Source organism: Streptomyces sp. SID486, from assembly GCF_009865385.1.
Lineage (GTDB): Bacteria > Actinomycetota > Actinomycetes > Streptomycetales > Streptomycetaceae > Streptomyces.
The window spans coordinates 1-15,419 of the sequence record NZ_WWJT01000788.1 but is presented as its reverse complement, the minus strand read 5'-3'; the positions used below and the strand labels follow the sequence as shown (position 1 = coordinate 15,419).

At 71.9% G+C, this 15,419-nt stretch carries 15 protein-coding genes; 6 read left to right on the top strand and 9 right to left on the bottom strand.

Annotation, left to right across the window (positions count from 1 at the left end):
- Positions 1-10: 10 nt before the first annotated feature.
- Together GT045_RS37095 and GT045_RS37090 are read left to right on the top strand one after the other, a co-directional pair.
- A complete protein-coding gene (locus GT045_RS37095) occupies positions 11-859 on the top strand; it encodes an isoprenyl transferase (RefSeq protein ID WP_161336905.1) in 849 nt (282 codons plus the stop codon).
- Positions 860-899: 40 nt separating this feature from the next.
- Positions 900-2,225, top strand: coding sequence for a histidine-type phosphatase (locus GT045_RS37090; RefSeq protein ID WP_161336904.1), 1,326 nt, complete (start codon positions 900-902; stop codon positions 2,223-2,225).
- Positions 2,226-2,356: 131 nt separating this feature from the next.
- Here GT045_RS37090 and GT045_RS37085 read toward each other — a convergent pair whose 3' ends face one another.
- From GT045_RS37085 to GT045_RS37070, 4 genes are read right to left on the bottom strand one after another with little or no spacing between them, the layout of a single operon-like run.
- Positions 2,357-2,773, bottom strand: coding sequence for a transcriptional repressor (locus GT045_RS37085; RefSeq protein WP_161336903.1), 417 nt, complete (start codon positions 2,771-2,773; stop codon positions 2,357-2,359).
- A gap of 58 nt (positions 2,774-2,831) precedes the next feature.
- Positions 2,832-3,734, bottom strand: a complete 903-nt coding sequence (locus GT045_RS37080; RefSeq protein WP_161336902.1) for a metal ABC transporter permease — start codon at positions 3,732-3,734, stop codon at positions 2,832-2,834.
- Positions 3,734-4,504 carry a metal ABC transporter ATP-binding protein gene (locus GT045_RS37075; RefSeq protein WP_161336901.1) on the bottom strand — a complete coding sequence of 257 codons (771 nt, stop codon included), beginning with the start codon at positions 4,502-4,504 and terminating at the stop codon, positions 3,734-3,736. Before GT045_RS37075 ends, GT045_RS37080 begins: the two co-directional genes overlap by 1 nt.
- Positions 4,505-4,521: 17 nt before the next feature.
- On the bottom strand, positions 4,522-5,481 hold the full coding sequence (locus GT045_RS37070; RefSeq protein ID WP_161336900.1) for a metal ABC transporter substrate-binding protein: 960 nt from the start codon (positions 5,479-5,481) through the stop codon (positions 4,522-4,524).
- A 161-nt stretch (positions 5,482-5,642) separates the two neighbouring features.
- On the opposite strand from GT045_RS37070, the gene GT045_RS37065 reads away from it, so the two are divergent.
- Positions 5,643-7,025 carry a glycine--tRNA ligase gene (locus tag GT045_RS37065; protein ID WP_161298401.1) on the top strand — a complete coding sequence of 461 codons (1,383 nt, stop codon included), beginning with the start codon at positions 5,643-5,645 and terminating at the stop codon, positions 7,023-7,025.
- A 65-nt stretch (positions 7,026-7,090) separates the two neighbouring features.
- On the opposite strand, the gene GT045_RS37060 is transcribed toward GT045_RS37065, so the two are convergent.
- Positions 7,091-8,143, bottom strand: coding sequence for a chitinase (locus GT045_RS37060; RefSeq protein ID WP_161298400.1), 1,053 nt, complete (start codon positions 8,141-8,143; stop codon positions 7,091-7,093).
- 171 nt (positions 8,144-8,314) lie between these two features.
- On the opposite strand from GT045_RS37060, the gene GT045_RS37055 reads away from it, so the two are divergent.
- Positions 8,315-9,325 (top strand): aldo/keto reductase, encoded by a 1,011-nt coding sequence (locus tag GT045_RS37055; RefSeq protein ID WP_161336899.1) that lies wholly within the window; start codon positions 8,315-8,317, stop codon positions 9,323-9,325.
- 25 nt (positions 9,326-9,350) lie between these two features.
- The gene (locus GT045_RS37050; protein ID WP_161298398.1) at positions 9,351-9,941 is read left to right on the top strand and encodes a TetR family transcriptional regulator; all 591 of its coding nucleotides are present in this window, start codon (positions 9,351-9,353) and stop codon (positions 9,939-9,941) included.
- On the opposite strand, the gene GT045_RS37045 is transcribed toward GT045_RS37050, so the two are convergent.
- Positions 9,928-10,356, bottom strand: coding sequence for a hypothetical protein (locus GT045_RS37045; protein WP_161298397.1), 429 nt, complete (start codon positions 10,354-10,356; stop codon positions 9,928-9,930). The two genes, GT045_RS37050 and GT045_RS37045, sit on opposite strands and share 14 nt — an antisense overlap.
- 353 nt (positions 10,357-10,709) lie before the next feature.
- A complete protein-coding gene (locus GT045_RS37040; RefSeq protein WP_161298417.1) occupies positions 10,710-12,137 on the bottom strand; it encodes an MFS transporter in 1,428 nt (475 codons plus the stop codon).
- 102 nt (positions 12,138-12,239) lie between these two features.
- Here GT045_RS37040 and GT045_RS37035 point away from each other — a divergent pair, with 102 nt between their 5' ends.
- On the top strand, positions 12,240-13,121 hold the full coding sequence (locus tag GT045_RS37035; protein ID WP_161298418.1) for a helix-turn-helix transcriptional regulator: 882 nt from the start codon (positions 12,240-12,242) through the stop codon (positions 13,119-13,121).
- A 27-nt stretch (positions 13,122-13,148) separates the two neighbouring features.
- Here the strand turns inward: GT045_RS37035 and GT045_RS37030 are convergent, their stop codons facing one another.
- A complete protein-coding gene (locus tag GT045_RS37030) occupies positions 13,149-14,600 on the bottom strand; it encodes an MFS transporter (protein ID WP_161336898.1) in 1,452 nt (483 codons plus the stop codon).
- A gap of 85 nt (positions 14,601-14,685) precedes the next feature.
- Positions 14,686-15,419 (bottom strand): MFS transporter (locus GT045_RS37025; RefSeq protein ID WP_161336897.1); only part of this gene is annotated, 734 nt, incomplete at its 5' end.

Here is a 15,419-nt window from a genome sequence, read left to right as displayed (position 1 = left end):
CGAGAAGGACATGGTCGTACGCGGGATCCTGGGGCGCCAGCGGCGCGAGTACAGGGCGCCGGAGCCGCATCCGTCCGGTGCCCGCGCACCCAAGCTCCCGGGCGAGCTGGTGCCGAACCACGTCGCGATCGTCATGGACGGCAACGGCCGGTGGGCCAAGGAGCGCGGTCTGCCGCGCACGGAGGGCCACAAGGTCGGCGCCGAGCGGGTGCTGGACGTGCTCCAGGGCTCGATCGAGGTCGGCGTGCGCAACATCTCGCTGTACGCCTTCTCCACCGAGAACTGGAAGCGGTCGCCCGACGAGGTCCGCTTCCTGATGAACTTCAACCGTGACTTCATCCGCAGGACCCGCGACCAGCTCGACGCGCTCGGCATCCGGGTGCGCTGGGTGGGGCGCATGCCCAAGCTGTGGAAGTCGGTCGCCAAGGAACTCCAGGTCGCCCAGGAACAGACCAAGGACAACGACCTGCTCACCCTGTACTTCTGCATGAACTACGGCGGGCGCGCCGAGATCGCCGACGCGGCGCAGGCCATCGCGGAGGACGTGAAGGCGGGCCGGCTCGACCCGTCGAAGGTCAGCGAGAAGACGGTCCAGAAGTACCTGTACTACCCGGACATGCCGGACGTGGACCTGTTCCTGCGCCCGAGCGGCGAGCAGCGCACCTCCAACTACCTGCTCTGGCAGAGCGCTTACGCCGAGATGGTCTTCCAGGACGTGCTGTGGCCCGACTTCGACCGCCGTGACCTGTGGCGGGCCTGCATGGAGTTCGCCTCCCGGGACCGGCGCTTCGGCGGAGCCGTGCCGAACGAGGAACTGATCGCCATGGAAGCCGCCATGAAGGGTGACGCCACCTCGTAGCCGTCCTCCGTTCACGCGGGCCGCCGAGGATGCGGGACTCATGAGACGTCTCTTCCCCGTCATCGCCCTCGGCGCCCTGCTGCTCACCGCGCTGCCCGCGCACGCCGCCGACGGGCCCGCGCACCGCGAGAGCTACGGCACGAAGGCGCCGTACGAGCCCGGGCGGAATCCGCACGGCTACCAGCAGGCCCCGGCCGGTTTCGTCCCGGTCTTCACCGAGAACGTCTCCCGGCACGGGTCCCGGGCGGCCACCGACAGCGAGGACGCGGACCTGATCCTCGCCCTGTGGGACAAGGCCGAGGCCGAGGGCCTGCTGACCCGCCGGGGCCGCGCGTTCGGGCCGAAGGTGCGCGCCCTGCGGGCCGCCATGGCGAAGACCGGCTACGGCAACCTCAGCGGGCGGGGCCGGCGGGAGCTGGCGGACGCGGCCGTGCGCATGGAGCGGCGGCTGCCGTCGCTGTTCGCCCGGATCGCCGACCGCGGGGAGAGGGTCGACGTCGTCAGCTCCGGGCAGGGGCGCGCCGTGGACAGCGGCACCGTCTTCGCGGACGCCCTCGCCGCCGCCGAGCCCGGGCTCCAGCCGCTGATCGGCCCGGCCCGCACCGACAAGGACCTGCTGTACTTCCACAAGGCCGCGGGCGGCGCCGCCTACCGGGACTACATAGCGAACGACCAGCGCCTGAAGGACACCCTGAGCGGCATCACCGGTCAGCCGAGGACCCGCAAGGCCGCCCGCAGCGTGCTGCGCAAGATCTTCGAGGACTCCTTCGTCGCGCAGATCACCGACCAGGTCGGCGCCGCACGGGCCGTCTACGACCTGTACGCCATCGCCCCGGCGATGAGCGAGGAGAGCCCGGACGGCAGGGGCTGGGGCATGGAGCGCTACGTCTCCCGCGCGGACGCGGCCTGGTTCGGCTACCTCTCCGACGCCGAGGACTTCTACGAGAAGGGCCCCGGGTTCGCCGGCAGCGACATCACCTACAAGATGGCCGGTGTCCTCCTCGACGACTTCTTCCGCAAGGCCGAGGACGCGCACGCCGGTACCGGTGACCTCGGTGCCGAGCTGCGGTTCACCCACGCCGAGGAGATCATCCCGCTGGCCGCGCTGATGGGGCTGCCGGGCAGCACGGAACCGGCGACGCCGGGTGAGCCGTACACGTACGCCGGCAATCCCTGGCGCGGCGCCTCCGTGGCCCCGCTGGGCGCGAACATCCAGTGGGACGTGTTCGGCAAGGGCGACCGCCGCCTGGTCCGCATGCTCTACGACGAGAAGGAGACGGCGTTCAAGGCGGACTGCCACCCGGTCACGAAGGGCAGCGCGTTCTACGACCTGGACGAGCTGGAGCGCTGCTTCGGCCGCGGCTGATCCGCGGCCGGGGACGGCTGTACGATCCCGCCTCACGGCCACGGCCACGAAGCGGTACGCCGCGGAGCGACGCGGCGGACGCCGGCCGGCTGCGGTCGATCCTGGACCGCAGCCTCACCCGCGTCCGAGCCTCAGCCCACGGCGGAGGCGCACTCGGCGCACGTGCCGAAGATCTCCACCGTGTGGGCCACGTTGACGTAACCGTGCTCGGCGGCGATCGCCTCCGCCCACTTCTCCACCGCGGGGCCCTCCACCTCGACCGCCCTGCCGCAGGTGCGGCAGACCAGGTGGTGGTGGTGTTCACCGGTGGAGCAGCGGCGGTAGACCGACTCGCCGTCGGAGGTGCGCAGGACGTCGACCTCGCCGGCCTCGGCGAGGGACTGGAGGGTGCGGTAGACCGTGGTCAGACCGACGGAGTCGCCCTTGTGCTTGAGCATGTCGTGCAGGTCCTGGGCGCTGCGGAACTCGTCGACCTCGTCCAGGGCCGCCGCCACGGCTGCACGCTGGCGGGTCGCGCGGCCCTTCACGGGCGGTCCAGCGGTCGTCACCGTTCCTCCTCACGTCTGGCGTCTGCCGGGCCATTGTGCCAGCCCGGCTCGTCCGCGGTCAGACGCCGATCTCCTCGCCGGCCTCCCGGGCGGCCGGGATCGAGCACTCCGCCGGGTCTCCGGCGACCGGTTCCGCTGCCGCCGCACGGGCGCGCCGCCGGGCCAGCGGGGTGGCCAGCGCGGTCAGCGCGATGAACCCGGCGATGGTGAACAGGACGATCGTGGCGCCCGGCGGGACGTCCTGGTAGTAGGAGGTGATCGTGCCGCTGACGGTCACGGCCACACCGATCGCCACGGCGATCACGAAGGTGACGGTGAAACTCCGGGTGAGCTGCTGAGCCGCCGCCACCGGCACGACCATCAGCGCGGACACCAGCAGCAGGCCGACGACCCGCATGGCGACCGTCACGGTCACGGCCGCGGTGACCGCCGTCAGCAGGTTCAGGGCGCGTACCGGCAGCCCGGTGACCCGCGCGAACTCCTCGTCCTGGCTGACCGCGAACAACTGGCGGCGCAGGCCCAGCGTGACCAGCAGGACGAAGGCGGCCAGGACGCAGATGGCCGTCACGTCGGACGGGGACACCGTCGACAGCGAGCCGAACAGGTACGAGGTCAGGTTGGCGTTGGAGCCGCCCGGCGCGAGGTTGATCAGCATCACACCGCCGGCCATGCCGCCGTAGAACAGCATGGCGAGGGCGATGTCGCCGCGCGTCCTGCCGTACCAGCGGATCAGCTCCATCAGGACCGCGCCGAGGACGGAGACGGCCGTCGCCATCCACACGGGGGAGGTGGAGAGCAGGAAGCCGAGGCCGACGCCGGTCATGGCCACGTGTCCGATGCCGTCGCCCATCAGGGCCTGGCGGCGCTGGACCAGGTAGATGCCGACCGCGGGCGCGGTGATGCCGACCAGGACGGCCGCCAGGAGCGCCCGCTGCATGAATTCGTAGTTCAGGAAGTCCATCAGCTCAGCAGTCCCGTGCGGATCGGTTCGGCGCCCGCGGGTGCGTGCGGGTGTACGTGGTCGTGGCCGGGCAGGGCGTGCTGGCCGACGGCCCGCGGGGGCGGCCCGTCGTGCAGGACGCAGCCGTCGCGCAGGACGACCGCCCGGTCGATCAGCGGCTCCAGCGGGCCGAGTTCGTGCAGCACCAGCAGGACCGTCGTACCGGCCTCGACCTGCTGCCGCAGCGTCCGGGCCAGCACCTCCTGGCTGGCCAGGTCGACGCCCGCCATCGGCTCGTCCATGATCAGCAGTTCGGGCTCGGCGACCAGCGCGCGGGCGATCAGCACGCGCTGGTGCTGGCCGCCGGACAGGGCGGTCACGGAGTCCTTGGCGCGGTCGGCCATGCCGACCAGTTCCAGGGCCCGGCGGACGGCTTCCCGGTCGGCCTTGCGGAAGAGCCCGAAGCGGGTGCGGGAGAGGCGGCCGGAGGAGACGATCTCGGTGACCGTCGCCGGGACGCCGCCCGCGGCGCTCGTGCGCTGCGGCACGTAGCCCACGCGCGCCCAGTCCCGGAAGGACCGGCGCGGGGTGCCGAACAGCTCGACCGTGCCGCTGCCGGCGGGCACCTGGCCGATGATCGTGCGGATCGCCGTGGACTTGCCGGACCCGTTCGCGCCCAGCAGCGCGACGACCTCGCCGCGGCCGACGGTCAGGTCGATGCCGCGCAGGACGGGGCGCGCGCCGAGTTCGGCGGTCACCTTGCGCAGGGTTATGACGGGTTCGCCGGTCATCTTGCCTCCCGTGCCGCTCACTTGGCGCCCAGGGCTGCGCGGAGGGCCTTGAGGTTGGCCTCCTGGACCGCGATGTAGTCCTTGCCCCGGGACTTGTCGGTGATGCCCTCGATCGGGTCGAGGACGTCGGTCTTCAGGCCCGCGTCGTCCGCGACGGTCCGGGCGGTCTTGTCGCTGACCAGGGTCTCGTAGAAGACGGTGGTGGCCCCGTCCGCCTCGGCCATCCCCTCCAGGTCCCTGATCCGGGCGGCGCTCGGCTCCGACTCGGGGTCGAGACCGTTGATCGCCTCCTCGGTGAGGCCGTAGCGCTCGGCGAGGTAGCCGAACGCGGCGTGCGTGGTGATGAAGACCCGGCTGCCGGTGTGCGCGAGCCCCCGCTCGAACCGCGCGTTCAGGGCGTCCAGTTCCCCGACCAGCTTCGCGGTGTTCTTCCTGTAGTCGGCCGCGTGCTTCGGGTCGGCCTTCTCGAAGGCCCCGGCCACACCCCGGGCGACCTGGGCGTACCGCACGGGGTCGAGCCAGATGTGCGGGTCCTTGCCCGCGTCCTCGTCGCCCTCGTGGGTGTCGTGTCCGGCCGCGTGGCCGCCGACCTCGTTGCCGTGGTGCTCCAGGGTGGTCAGGGAGGCCGCGTCGATCTTCGTGCCGACCGGGGACTGGGCCACCGCGTCGTCGACGGAGGGCTGGAGGCCCTTCAGGTACAGGACCGCGTCGGACTCCTCCAGCGACGCGATCTGCTTGGGGCTGATCTCCAGGTCGTGCGGTTCCTGGCCGGGGGAGGTGAGCGTGGTGACGTGGACGTGGTCCCCGCCGATCCGCTCGGCGAGGAAGGCCATGGGGTAGAACGACGCGACGACGTCGAACTTGCCGGTGTTGGCCGCCACCGCGGTGTCGCCGGAGCAGGCCGAGAGCGTGCCGATCCCGAGTGCGGTGACCGCGGTGACCGCGGCGGCGGGTATGAGGCGTCGTCGTACGTTCATGACAGTCATTTTCAACTAACATGGAAACCGTTGTCAACAATGCTCATCAGGTGGTCTTGGCAGGGGCCGATTTGGTCGTGGGGGAGCCTGCGCCGGTAACCTGAATCATTCGCTGGAAGCATCTCGCTTCACACGCCCGTCGTCGTTATGAAGAGAGCACCGTGGCCGCCGACAAGATCGACACCATCGTCAGCCTGAGCAAGCGCCGTGGCTTCGTTTTCCCGTGCAGTGAGATCTACGGCGGACAGCGTGCCGCCTGGGACTACGGACCCCTGGGTGTCGAGCTCAAGGAGAACATCAAGCGCCAGTGGTGGCGCTACATGGTGACGTCGCGCGAGGACGTCGTCGGCATCGACTCGTCCGTGATCCTCGCCTCCGAGGTCTGGGTCGCCTCCGGCCACGTCGCCACCTTCACGGACCCGCTGACCGAGTGCACCTCGTGCCACAAGCGGTTCCGCGCCGACCACCTGGAGGAGGCGTACGAGGAGAAGAAGGGCCACGCCCCGGCGAACGGCCTGGCGGACGTCAACTGCCCCAACTGCGGCAACAAGGGCCAGTTCACCGAGCCCAAGCAGTTCTCCGGTCTGCTCTCCACCCACCTCGGCCCGACCCAGGACTCCGGCTCCGTCGCCTACCTGCGGCCCGAGACCGCCCAGGGCATCTTCACGAACTTCGCCCAGGTGCAGACCACCTCGCGCCGCAAGCCGCCGTTCGGCATCGCCCAGATGGGCAAGTCGTTCCGCAACGAGATCACGCCGGGCAACTTCATCTTCCGCACCCGCGAGTTCGAGCAGATGGAGATGGAGTTCTTCGTCAAGCCCGGCGAGGACGAGCAGTGGCAGGAATACTGGATGGAGCAGCGCTGGAACTGGTACCGGGGCCTGGGCCTGCGTGAGGAGAACATGCGCTGGTACGAGCACCCGAAGGAGAAGCTCTCCCACTACTCCAAGCGCACCGCCGACATCGAGTACCGCTTCCAGTTCGGCGGCAGCGAGTGGGGCGAGCTGGAGGGTGTCGCCAACCGCACCGACTACGACCTGGGTGCCCACGCCAAGGCTTCCGGCCAGGACCTCTCCTACTTCGACCAGGAGGCCGGCGAGCGCTGGACGCCGTACGTCATCGAGCCGGCGGCCGGTGTCGGCCGCGCGATGCTGGCGTTCCTGCTGGACGCCTACGTCGAGGACGAGGCGCCCAACGCCAAGGGCAAGATGGAGAAGCGGACCGTCCTGCGGCTCGACCACCGCCTCGCCCCGGTGAAGGTCGCGGTGCTCCCGCTGTCCCGCAACCCGGAGCTGTCCCCCAAGGCCAAGGGGCTGGCGCAGGCGCTGCGGCAGAACTGGAACATCGAGTTCGACGACGCCGGTGCCATCGGCCGCCGCTACCGCCGCCAGGACGAGATCGGTACGCCGTTCTGTGTGACCGTCGACTTCGACACGCTCGAGGACAACGCGGTCACCGTGCGCGAGCGTGACTCGATGAAGCAGGAGCGCGTGTCGCTCGACCAGATCGAGGGCTACCTGGCCCAGCGCCTCGTCGGCGCCTAGTCACCACGCCGGATGCCGGACGGGCCGATGCTCAGCCCGTCCGGCATCCGTGTGTCCGGGCCCGGTCAGCGGCCCTGCAGTGCCTTCACGTTGTCGCCGAAGGTCCAGTTCTTCGCGCCGTCCCAGTTGACCGACCACGTCATCAGGCCCTTGAGCGAGGTGCCGTAGTGCTTCCACGCCTGGGAGACGAGGGACGGTGACATGTAGCCGCCGCCCGCGCCGGACTGGGCGGGCAGTCCCGGCACCTGCTTGTCGTACGGCACCCTGACCGTCGTGCCCTGGACCACGAGCCCCTTGTTCAGGCAGTCGGTCTGCGCGGTGAAGCCCTGCACCGTGCCGGCCGAGTAGGAGTCTCCGGAGCAGCCGTACATGCTGCCGTTGTAGTACTGCATGTTCAGCCACCACAGGCGGCCGTTGTCGGCGTACTTCTTGACGACCGGCAGGTACGCGCCCCAGATCGAGCCGTAGGTGATGCTGCCGCCGGTCACGTAGGCCGTCTCGGGCGCCATCGTCAGGCCGAAGTTCGACGGCATCTGCGCGAGGATCCCGTCGATGATGCGGATCAGGTTGCTCTGCGACGCGGAGGGCCGGCTGATGTCCCCGCTGCCCGTCAGGCCCGTCTCGATGTCGATGTCGATACCGTCGAAGTTGTACTTCTTCAGGATCGGGACGATCGTCGCCACGAAGCGGTCGGCGACGGCGGACGAGTTCAGGTCGATACCGGCCGCCGCGCCCCCGATGGAGAGCAGGATCGTCTGGCCGGACGCCTTGGCCGCGCACATCTCGGCGGGCGTGGCCACCTTCACGCCGGTGTCCATGCCGTCCTCCCACAGTGCCGTGCCGTCGGAACGGATCACGGGGAAGGCCGCGTTGATCACGTTGTAGCCGTGGGCGGGGATGCGCGAGTCGGTGATCGGGGTCCAGCCGAAGGGCGGGTGGACGCCGTTGGCGGAGCCGTCCCAGTTCTCCCAGTAGCCCTGGAGCACCTTGCCGGCCGGGCGTGACTTGACCGCGCAGGTGTCGGCGGCGGAGGCGGCGGGCGCGGCGGCGATCGCGAGCGGGGCGAGGACGGCCGTGGTGAGGGCGGCGGTGAGCAGGCGCAGGGTGCGGCGGAGCATGGGGCCTCCCGGTGGGGATCGGTGAGGGCGGGGATCGGAGAGGTGTCGTAGGCATGACAGTGCGCTGGTCCAGACCTCTCGTCAATAGGTCTGGACCATTTCCCCGGGAGGGCTGACGAAGTTGGACTGACAGATATTGAAATCTGTCATCTGTTATGTCACGCTGGTGGCATGACGATGCGAACCCGAACCCTCGGAACCACCGGCCCCCAGGTCTCCGCCCTCGGCCTCGGCTGCATGGGCATGTCCGCGCTGTACGGCGACGCCGACCGCGCGGAGTCCGTCGCGACGATCCACGCCGCCCTCGAAGCGGGCGTGACCCTGCTGGACACCGGCGACTTCTACGCCATGGGCCACAACGAGATGCTCATCGGCGAGGCCCTGCGCACGGCACCCCCGGCCCTGCGGGAAAAGGCTCTGACCAGCGTCAAGTTCGGCGCCCTGCGCGACCCGGAAGGCAACTGGAGCGGATACGACGGCCGGCCCGCCGCCGTGCGGAACTTCGCCGCCTACTCCCTGCAGCGCCTCGGCGTCGACCACATCGACGTCTACCGGATCGCACGCCTCGACCCGGACGTGCCGATCGAGGAGACCGTCGGCGCGATCGCCGAACTGATCGAGAAGGGGTACGTCCGGCACGTCGGCCTGAGCGAGGTCGGCGCCGAGACCATCCGGCGGGCCGCCGCCACCGCACCGGTCGCCGACCTCCAGATCGAGTACTCGCTGATCTCCCGGGGCATCGAACGGGAGATCCTGCCGGTCACCCGTGAACTGGGCATCGGCGTCACCGCGTACGGCGTGCTCTCCCGCGGCCTGATCTCCGGCCACTTCTCCCGCGACCGGCAGCTGGCCGCGACCGACTTCCGCGCCCACTCGCCCCGCTTCCAGGGCGACAACCTCCGGCACAACCTCGACCTCGTCGAGGCGCTGCGCGAGATCGCCGAGCGGAAGGGCGTCACGGTCGCCCAGACCGCCATCGCCTGGGTGCTCTCCCGCGGCGAGCACATCGTGCCGCTGGTCGGCGCCCGCACCCGCGACCGGCTGGCCGAGTCGCTGGGCGCGCTGGACGTCACGCTGGACGAGGCCGACCTCGCGGCGATCGAGGAGGCGGTGCCCGCGGACGCCGCGGCCGGCGACCGCTACCCGAGCGCGCAGATGACGCACCTCGACAGCGAGCGCTGATCCCGGTGCCGGGTACGGTCTAGTCATGCCACCGACCAGCGAGACCCTGACCGCCGAGCGCATCCTCGAAGCCACCGAGGAGGTGCTGCGCCGGCACGGCCCGGCCAAGGCCACCGTGGTCGACGTGGCCCGCGCGCTGGGCGTCAGCCACGGCAGTGTCTACCGGCACTTCCGTACCAAGGCGGCGCTGCGCGAGGCGGTCACCAAGCGCTGGCTGGACCGGACCTCGCAGCGGCTCGCCCTGATCGTCGCCGCCGAGGGCAGCCCCGAGGAGCGGCTGCGGGCGTGGCTCACCGCCCTGTTCGACGCCAAGCGGCACAAGGCGGGCGACGATCCCGAGCTGTTCGCGACCTACACGGTGCTGACCGACGAGAACGGCGCGGTGGTCGGCGAGCACATCGCCGACCTGACCGGACAGCTGACCCGGATCATCGAGGCGGGGACCGGGCCGGGCGTCTTCACGGCACCCGACCCGGCCGCCGCCGCCCGCGCCGTCTTCCACGCCACGGGCCGCTTCCACGACCCCGGCTACGCCAGGGAGTGGCAGCGGCCCGGCGTCCAGGAGGAGTTCGAGGCGGTCGTGGACCTGCTGGTGCGCGGACTCAGTTCACCTTGACCGTCACCGTGGGCGAGTAGACCTTCCCGGAGGAGTTCACGCCCGCGATGCGCAGGTGCTCGGTGCCCTTGGTGTTGAGCTTGGCGAGCAGGGCGTACGAGCTCCCCTTCTTGATCTTGGAAGTCGCCCGCAGCGAGGTCCACTTGCCGGACTTCTCGTGCTGGAGCACCAGCGGGCTGCCGATCTTCAGGCCCTTGGTGCGCCCGCTGAACACCACCTGCTCACCGGCCTTGACCGAGGACTTGCCGGCCTTGACGCTGATCGAGGCCGAGCCGTCGCCGGAGCCGGGGCTCGAACCGGAGCTGCCCGGGGTGGTGACGGCCAGGGCGCCGGCCGTCCCGCCGGAGAGCAGCGCCACGGACAGGGCACCGGCGCCGAGCGCGCGGAGGCAGTGGTGACGGAGTACGGAGGTCATGTGTGTCTCCCGTCCTGTCGCTCGATGGACCTTCCCAGGCTGGCGCCCGACCGCCGTCCCGGCCACTCGGGGCCGCCGGCGAACCCTCTCGTCTCCGGCGGGAACACCAGGTCAGGGCCAGGATCGGCGCGGGCGGGAGTCGTCCGCGCCCGCGCTGCCGGTGCCCGGGATCCCGCCCCGCTCCCCGGACCGGACCGCCCGGCCGCGAGGAGGCGGTGGGACCGGCGGTCACCCGGCCCGGCGGCGAGGGGAGCGGCGGGACCGGCGGTCACCCGGTCCGGCCGCGAGGGGACCGGAGGGACCGGCGGTCACCCGGTCCGGCCGCCGCACGCCGGGCCGGCCGGGCCCCCGGTTCAGCCGACCGTCCGGGGCAGCCGCAGGCTCAGCAGGCCCGTCAGCGCGATCCCGGCCAGCTGCACCAGCAGCGTGCCGACGAGCGCGTCCCGCATGCCCAGGTGCGGCACGAGGGTCAGGAACAGGGTGCCCAGCGTCGCCACGCCCAGGGCCAGTGCCGACTGCTGGGTGGTGACCATCACGCCACTGCCGACGCCGGCCCGGGCGGGCGGCACCTCGGACATCACGATCCGCATGACGTTGGGCAGTTGGAGCGCCTGACCGGCACCGGCCACGGCCGTGCCCGGCAGCAGCACCCCGAAGCCCAGGTGCGGCCAGTCCCGCCAGGCGGCCAGCACGATCAGCAGCACGCCGGCTCCCTGGAGCACCGCTCCGGCGGTGACCACCCGGGTGCCGAAGCGGGCGATCAGCCGGGGCCCCGCGAGCGAGACGAACAGGAACGTCACGGCCATCGGCGCGAGCGTGAGACCGGCCGCCACCGGACCGAGCCGGGCGCCCTGCTGGAGCGCCAGCGCGATCACGAACATGAAGCCGCTGAAGCCGACGGAGAACGGCACGATCAGCTCCAGACCGCGCCGCATGGACGGCACCCGGAACAGGCTCGGCGGCACCAGCGGGGTCCGCCCGGCCCGGTCGGCCCGCCGCTCCACCACCCAGAACGCGGCCACGGCGAACGGGAACGCGGCCAGCGACAGCCAGGTCCACAGCGGCCAGCCGGCGGCCCGGCCCTCGGTGAGCGGCGCGAGCAGCGTCAGCAGGGACACCGCGAGCAGCACCGTGCCCGGCCCGTCGACGGGCTCGGGGTGCTGCGACCGCGTCTCCGGGACGAACCGCGCGGCCAGCACGAGCCCCAGCACGACCACCGGCACGTTGACCAGGAAGATCGCCCGCCATCCGGTCCCGGCGAGATCGGCGGCGACCAGCACGCCGCCGAGTATCTGCCCGGCGACCATGGCCAGTCCGGCCGTGGCACCGTACAGGCTCATGGCCTTCGCCCGGCGCGCGCCGCTCGTGGCGGACTGGATGGTGGCGAGCACCTGCGGCAGCATCGCGGCGGCCGAGGCACCCTGCGCCACCCGGGCCGCGACCAGGCTCCAGGCGCCGGGCGCGAGCCCGCAGGCCAGCGAGGTGAGCCCGAACGCGGCCATACCGCCGAGGAACAGCCGGCGCCGGCCGAACAGGTCCCCGAGCCGCCCGCCGAGCACGAGCAGCACGGCGTACGCGAGCCCGTACCCGGCGACGACCAGCTCCAGCACGGCCTCGCCCGCGGCGAGATCGGCCCCGATGGTCGGCAGGGCCACATTGACGATGAAGAAGTCGACCAGCGGCAGCGCCGCGGCGAGCAGGACGGTGAACAGCCCGGGTCCGCCGAGCGCGGGCGGTGCGGCCGTCGTCCGGACGGCGGGGACGGTGACGGTTTCACTCATGCCCCCGAGGCTGCGCCTCCGCTCAGCCTGGTACCAGAGTCTTCTCATCCTGGTACCGCGAGCACCTGGAAACCGGCTCCCCGGCACGGCACCCTTGAGGGTATGACGACCATGGCCCGGGAGGCCCCGGCGCAGCAAGCCGGGGGCGCGGAGATCCGCCGCAACGAGCTGGCCGTGTTCCTGCGCAGCCGGCGTGAGCGCCTCGCGCCGGAGGAGGTGGGCCTGCCGCGCGGAGCGCGCCGGCGCACCCCCGGACTGCGCCGGGAGGAGGTCGCCCAGCTCTCGGCGGTCGGCGTCACCTGGTACACCTGGCTCGAACAGGCCCGGGACATCCAGGTCTCCGTCCAGGTGCTGGACGCACTGGCACGCGCCCTGCGGCTGGACGCCAGCGAGCGGGTCCATCTCTTCCAACTGGCCGGCGCGACCGATCCGACCCCGGCCGCGAGCTGCCCGAGCGTCACGCCCGCCCTGCGCGAGATGCTGGCCCGGCTGGAGCCGATCCCGGCCTGCATCCAGAACAGCCGGTACGACATCCTCGCCTACAACCGCACCTACGGCCGCCTCCTGGGCGACCTGGACGCGGTCCCGCCCGAGGACCGCAACTGCATGCTGCTCGTCCACACCAACGCGGACTGGCAGGCGGCCGTCGTGCACCTGGAGGAGTCCCGGCGCCTGATGGTCGCCCGGCTGCGCGCCTCCCTGGCCGGCCACCTCGGTGAGCCGGCCTGGCGGATGCTCCTCGCACGGCTGGAGCAGATCCCGGAGTTCCGCGAGAACTGGGAGCGGTACGAGGTGGTCGGCAACCGCTCCCGGACCAAGGAGTTCCTCAACCCGTACGTCGGCCACCTCACGCTGGAACACACCGACCTGTGGCTGGGGCCCCAGCTGGGCGCCCGCATGGTGACGTACACCCCGGCGGACGACGAGACCCGGCGGCGGCTGGAGCGGCTGCACGCGATCGCGTCGGCGGTGCCGGAGCGCTGAGCCGGGGCCGGCCGCCCCGGCCGGGACTCAGGCCCGCCCGGAGGCCCCGACGACCTCCGGTGTCTGGGGCGACGCCAGCCTGCGGGACGTCTCCTCGGCGGTGCGGCGGGCCCAGGTGCCGCTGGTGAGCAGCCCCAGTACCAGGACCGCCAGGCCGCAGCCGGCCAGGATCCACCAGCCGGGGCGGGCCGCCTGCACGAACGCCTGCCGGTACGGGGACGAGCCGATGCCGGAGGCCAGGACGGCGCCGACCACCGCGACGCCGAGTGTCTGGCCCAGCTGGCGGCTGGTGGAGGCGACGGCGGCGGCGACGCCCGCCTGGGTGCGGGGCATGCCGGACACCGCCGTGTTGGTGATCGGCGCGTTCACGAAGCCGAAGCCGATGCCGAACAGGACGTAGCCGAGCACGAGGGTGGCGTTCGTCGTCTCCGCCTCGAAGGCCGCGAACAGCACGCCGCTCGCGGTCATCGCCGTACCGGCGATCAGCAGGGGCAGGCGGGGGCCCCGGGTGCCGACCAGGCGGCCGGACAGCGGGGCGCACAGGAACGTCGGCGCGGCCATCGGCAGCATCCACAGGCCGGCGTGCAGGGCGTCGAGGCCGCGTACGTTCTGCAGGTACAGGGTGGACAGGAACAGGAAGCCGCCGAGCGCCGCGAACGCGCTGACCGCTATCACCGTGGCGCCGCTGAACGGAGCCGAACGGAAGAAGCGCAGGTCGACGAGGGGTTCCACGCGCCGCCGCTCGTACCACAGCAGGGCCGGCAGGGCGGCCCCGGCGACCGCGGCGAACGGCGCCACCGGGCCGGCGCCCGACTCCGGTGCCTGGATGATCGCGTACGTCAGCGAGCCGAACAGGGCGATCACCAGCAGCTGGCCGACCGGGTCGGGACGGCGGGCCCTGGGCGCGCGGGACTCGGGGACGAAGCGGAGGGTGAGCAGGAGGGCGGCGAGCCCGACGGGAAGGTTGATCCAGAAGATCGAGCGCCAGCTCACCGACTGCACCAGCAGCCCGCCGACCAACGGGCCGGCCGCCATGGAGATGCCGACCACGGCACCCCACACGCCGATCGCGCGGGCGCGCTCGCGGGCGTCGGTGAAGGTGTTGGTGATGATCGACATGGCGACCGGGTTGAGCATCGAGCCGCCCACCGCCTGGACCATGCGGAACACGATCAGCAGTTCCAGGCTGGGGGCGAGGGAGCAGAGCAGCGAGCCGACGGTGAACACCACCAGGCCCGCCATGAAGACCCGTCTGCGCCCGATGCGGTCGGCCGTGGAGCCCGCCAGCATCAGCAGCGAGGCCAGGACGAGGGTGTAGGCGTCGATCGTCCACTGCAGGCCGGAGGTGGTGGCGTGCAGGTCGCGCTGCATCGACGGCAGCGCCACGTTCAGCACGGTGTTGTCGAGGCTCACGATCAGCAGGCTCATGCAGCAGATCCCGAGCACGAGCATGCGTCGGCGATGGCTCAACTCTGGCATGCGCTCCATCGTACGCCGATTTCAATAGTGCGGTTAACTAATGAGTGGTACATGATGTTCGGGGCGGCGGCTCCGAGCGGGCCGTTCAGTCCCGTACCCGGGGCAGCCGCAGCCCGAGCAGCCCCAGGCCCACCAGCCCCGCCGCCTGCACCGCCAGGACCACCACCAGCGCCTTGCGTATCCCGGCGCCGGGCGCCAGCGACAGGAACAGCGAGCCGAGCGTCGCCACCCCGACCGCGAGACACGCCTGCTGGAGCGTTGCCGCCAGCCCGCTGCCCGCGCCCGCCAGCCGGTCCGGGACCGCGGCCAGCAGGATCCGGTAGTACAGCGGCAGCTGCAGACCCTGTGCTGCCCCGCACAGCACCAGGCCCGGGGCCAGGGCGAGCGGGCTCAGCCGCGGCCAGGGCCCCAGCAGCGCGGTCCCCGCCAGCACCGCCAGACCCGCGATGTGCACCGCCGCCGCCCAGGACACCGCCCGCCCCCCGAGACGCCGCACGGCACGGGGAGCCAGCAGCGACGCGGCGAACTGCGCCACCCCCATCGGCACCAGCGTCAGCCCGGCCCGCAGCACCCCGTACCCGAGCCCCTCCTGCAGCGTGACCGCCATCACGAACATCCAGCCCGCGAAACCGACGAACACCGGCAGCCCCAGCAGCAGACCCCGGCGCACCCCGGCCGCGGCCAGCAGCGACGGCGGCAGCAGCGCACCGCCGGCACCGCGCTCCGCCCGCCGCTCCACCGCGAGGAAGGCCAGGGCCAGCGGCGCAGCCGCGCACAGCAGCAGCACCGACCACAGCGGCCAGCCCGCCGCCCGGCCCT

Excerpts from the sequence above, each read along its gene's own strand:
- GT045_RS37090 (WP_161336904.1), top strand. The coding sequence starts at position 900 with ATGAGACGTCTCTTCCCCGTCATCGCCCTCGGCGCCCTGCTGCTCACC.
- GT045_RS37070 (WP_161336900.1), bottom strand. The coding sequence starts at position 5,481 with ATGAACGTACGACGACGCCTCATACCCGCCGCCGCGGTCACCGCGGTC.
- GT045_RS37050 (WP_161298398.1), top strand. The coding sequence starts at position 9,351 with ATGCCACCGACCAGCGAGACCCTGACCGCCGAGCGCATCCTCGAAGCC.
- GT045_RS37045 (WP_161298397.1), bottom strand. The coding sequence starts at position 10,356 with ATGACCTCCGTACTCCGTCACCACTGCCTCCGCGCGCTCGGCGCCGGT.
- GT045_RS37030 (WP_161336898.1), bottom strand. The coding sequence starts at position 14,600 with ATGCCAGAGTTGAGCCATCGCCGACGCATGCTCGTGCTCGGGATCTGC.
- GT045_RS37095 (WP_161336905.1), top strand. The coding sequence starts at position 11 with ATGGTCGTACGCGGGATCCTGGGGCGCCAGCGGCGCGAGTACAGGGCG.
- GT045_RS37060 (WP_161298400.1), bottom strand. The coding sequence starts at position 8,143 with ATGCTCCGCCGCACCCTGCGCCTGCTCACCGCCGCCCTCACCACGGCC.
- GT045_RS37075 (WP_161336901.1), bottom strand. The coding sequence starts at position 4,504 with ATGACCGGCGAACCCGTCATAACCCTGCGCAAGGTGACCGCCGAACTC.
- GT045_RS37080 (WP_161336902.1), bottom strand. The coding sequence starts at position 3,734 with ATGGACTTCCTGAACTACGAATTCATGCAGCGGGCGCTCCTGGCGGCC.
- GT045_RS37055 (WP_161336899.1), top strand. The coding sequence starts at position 8,315 with ATGACGATGCGAACCCGAACCCTCGGAACCACCGGCCCCCAGGTCTCC.
- GT045_RS37040 (WP_161298417.1), bottom strand. The coding sequence starts at position 12,137 with ATGAGTGAAACCGTCACCGTCCCCGCCGTCCGGACGACGGCCGCACCG.
- GT045_RS37035 (WP_161298418.1), top strand. The coding sequence starts at position 12,240 with ATGACGACCATGGCCCGGGAGGCCCCGGCGCAGCAAGCCGGGGGCGCG.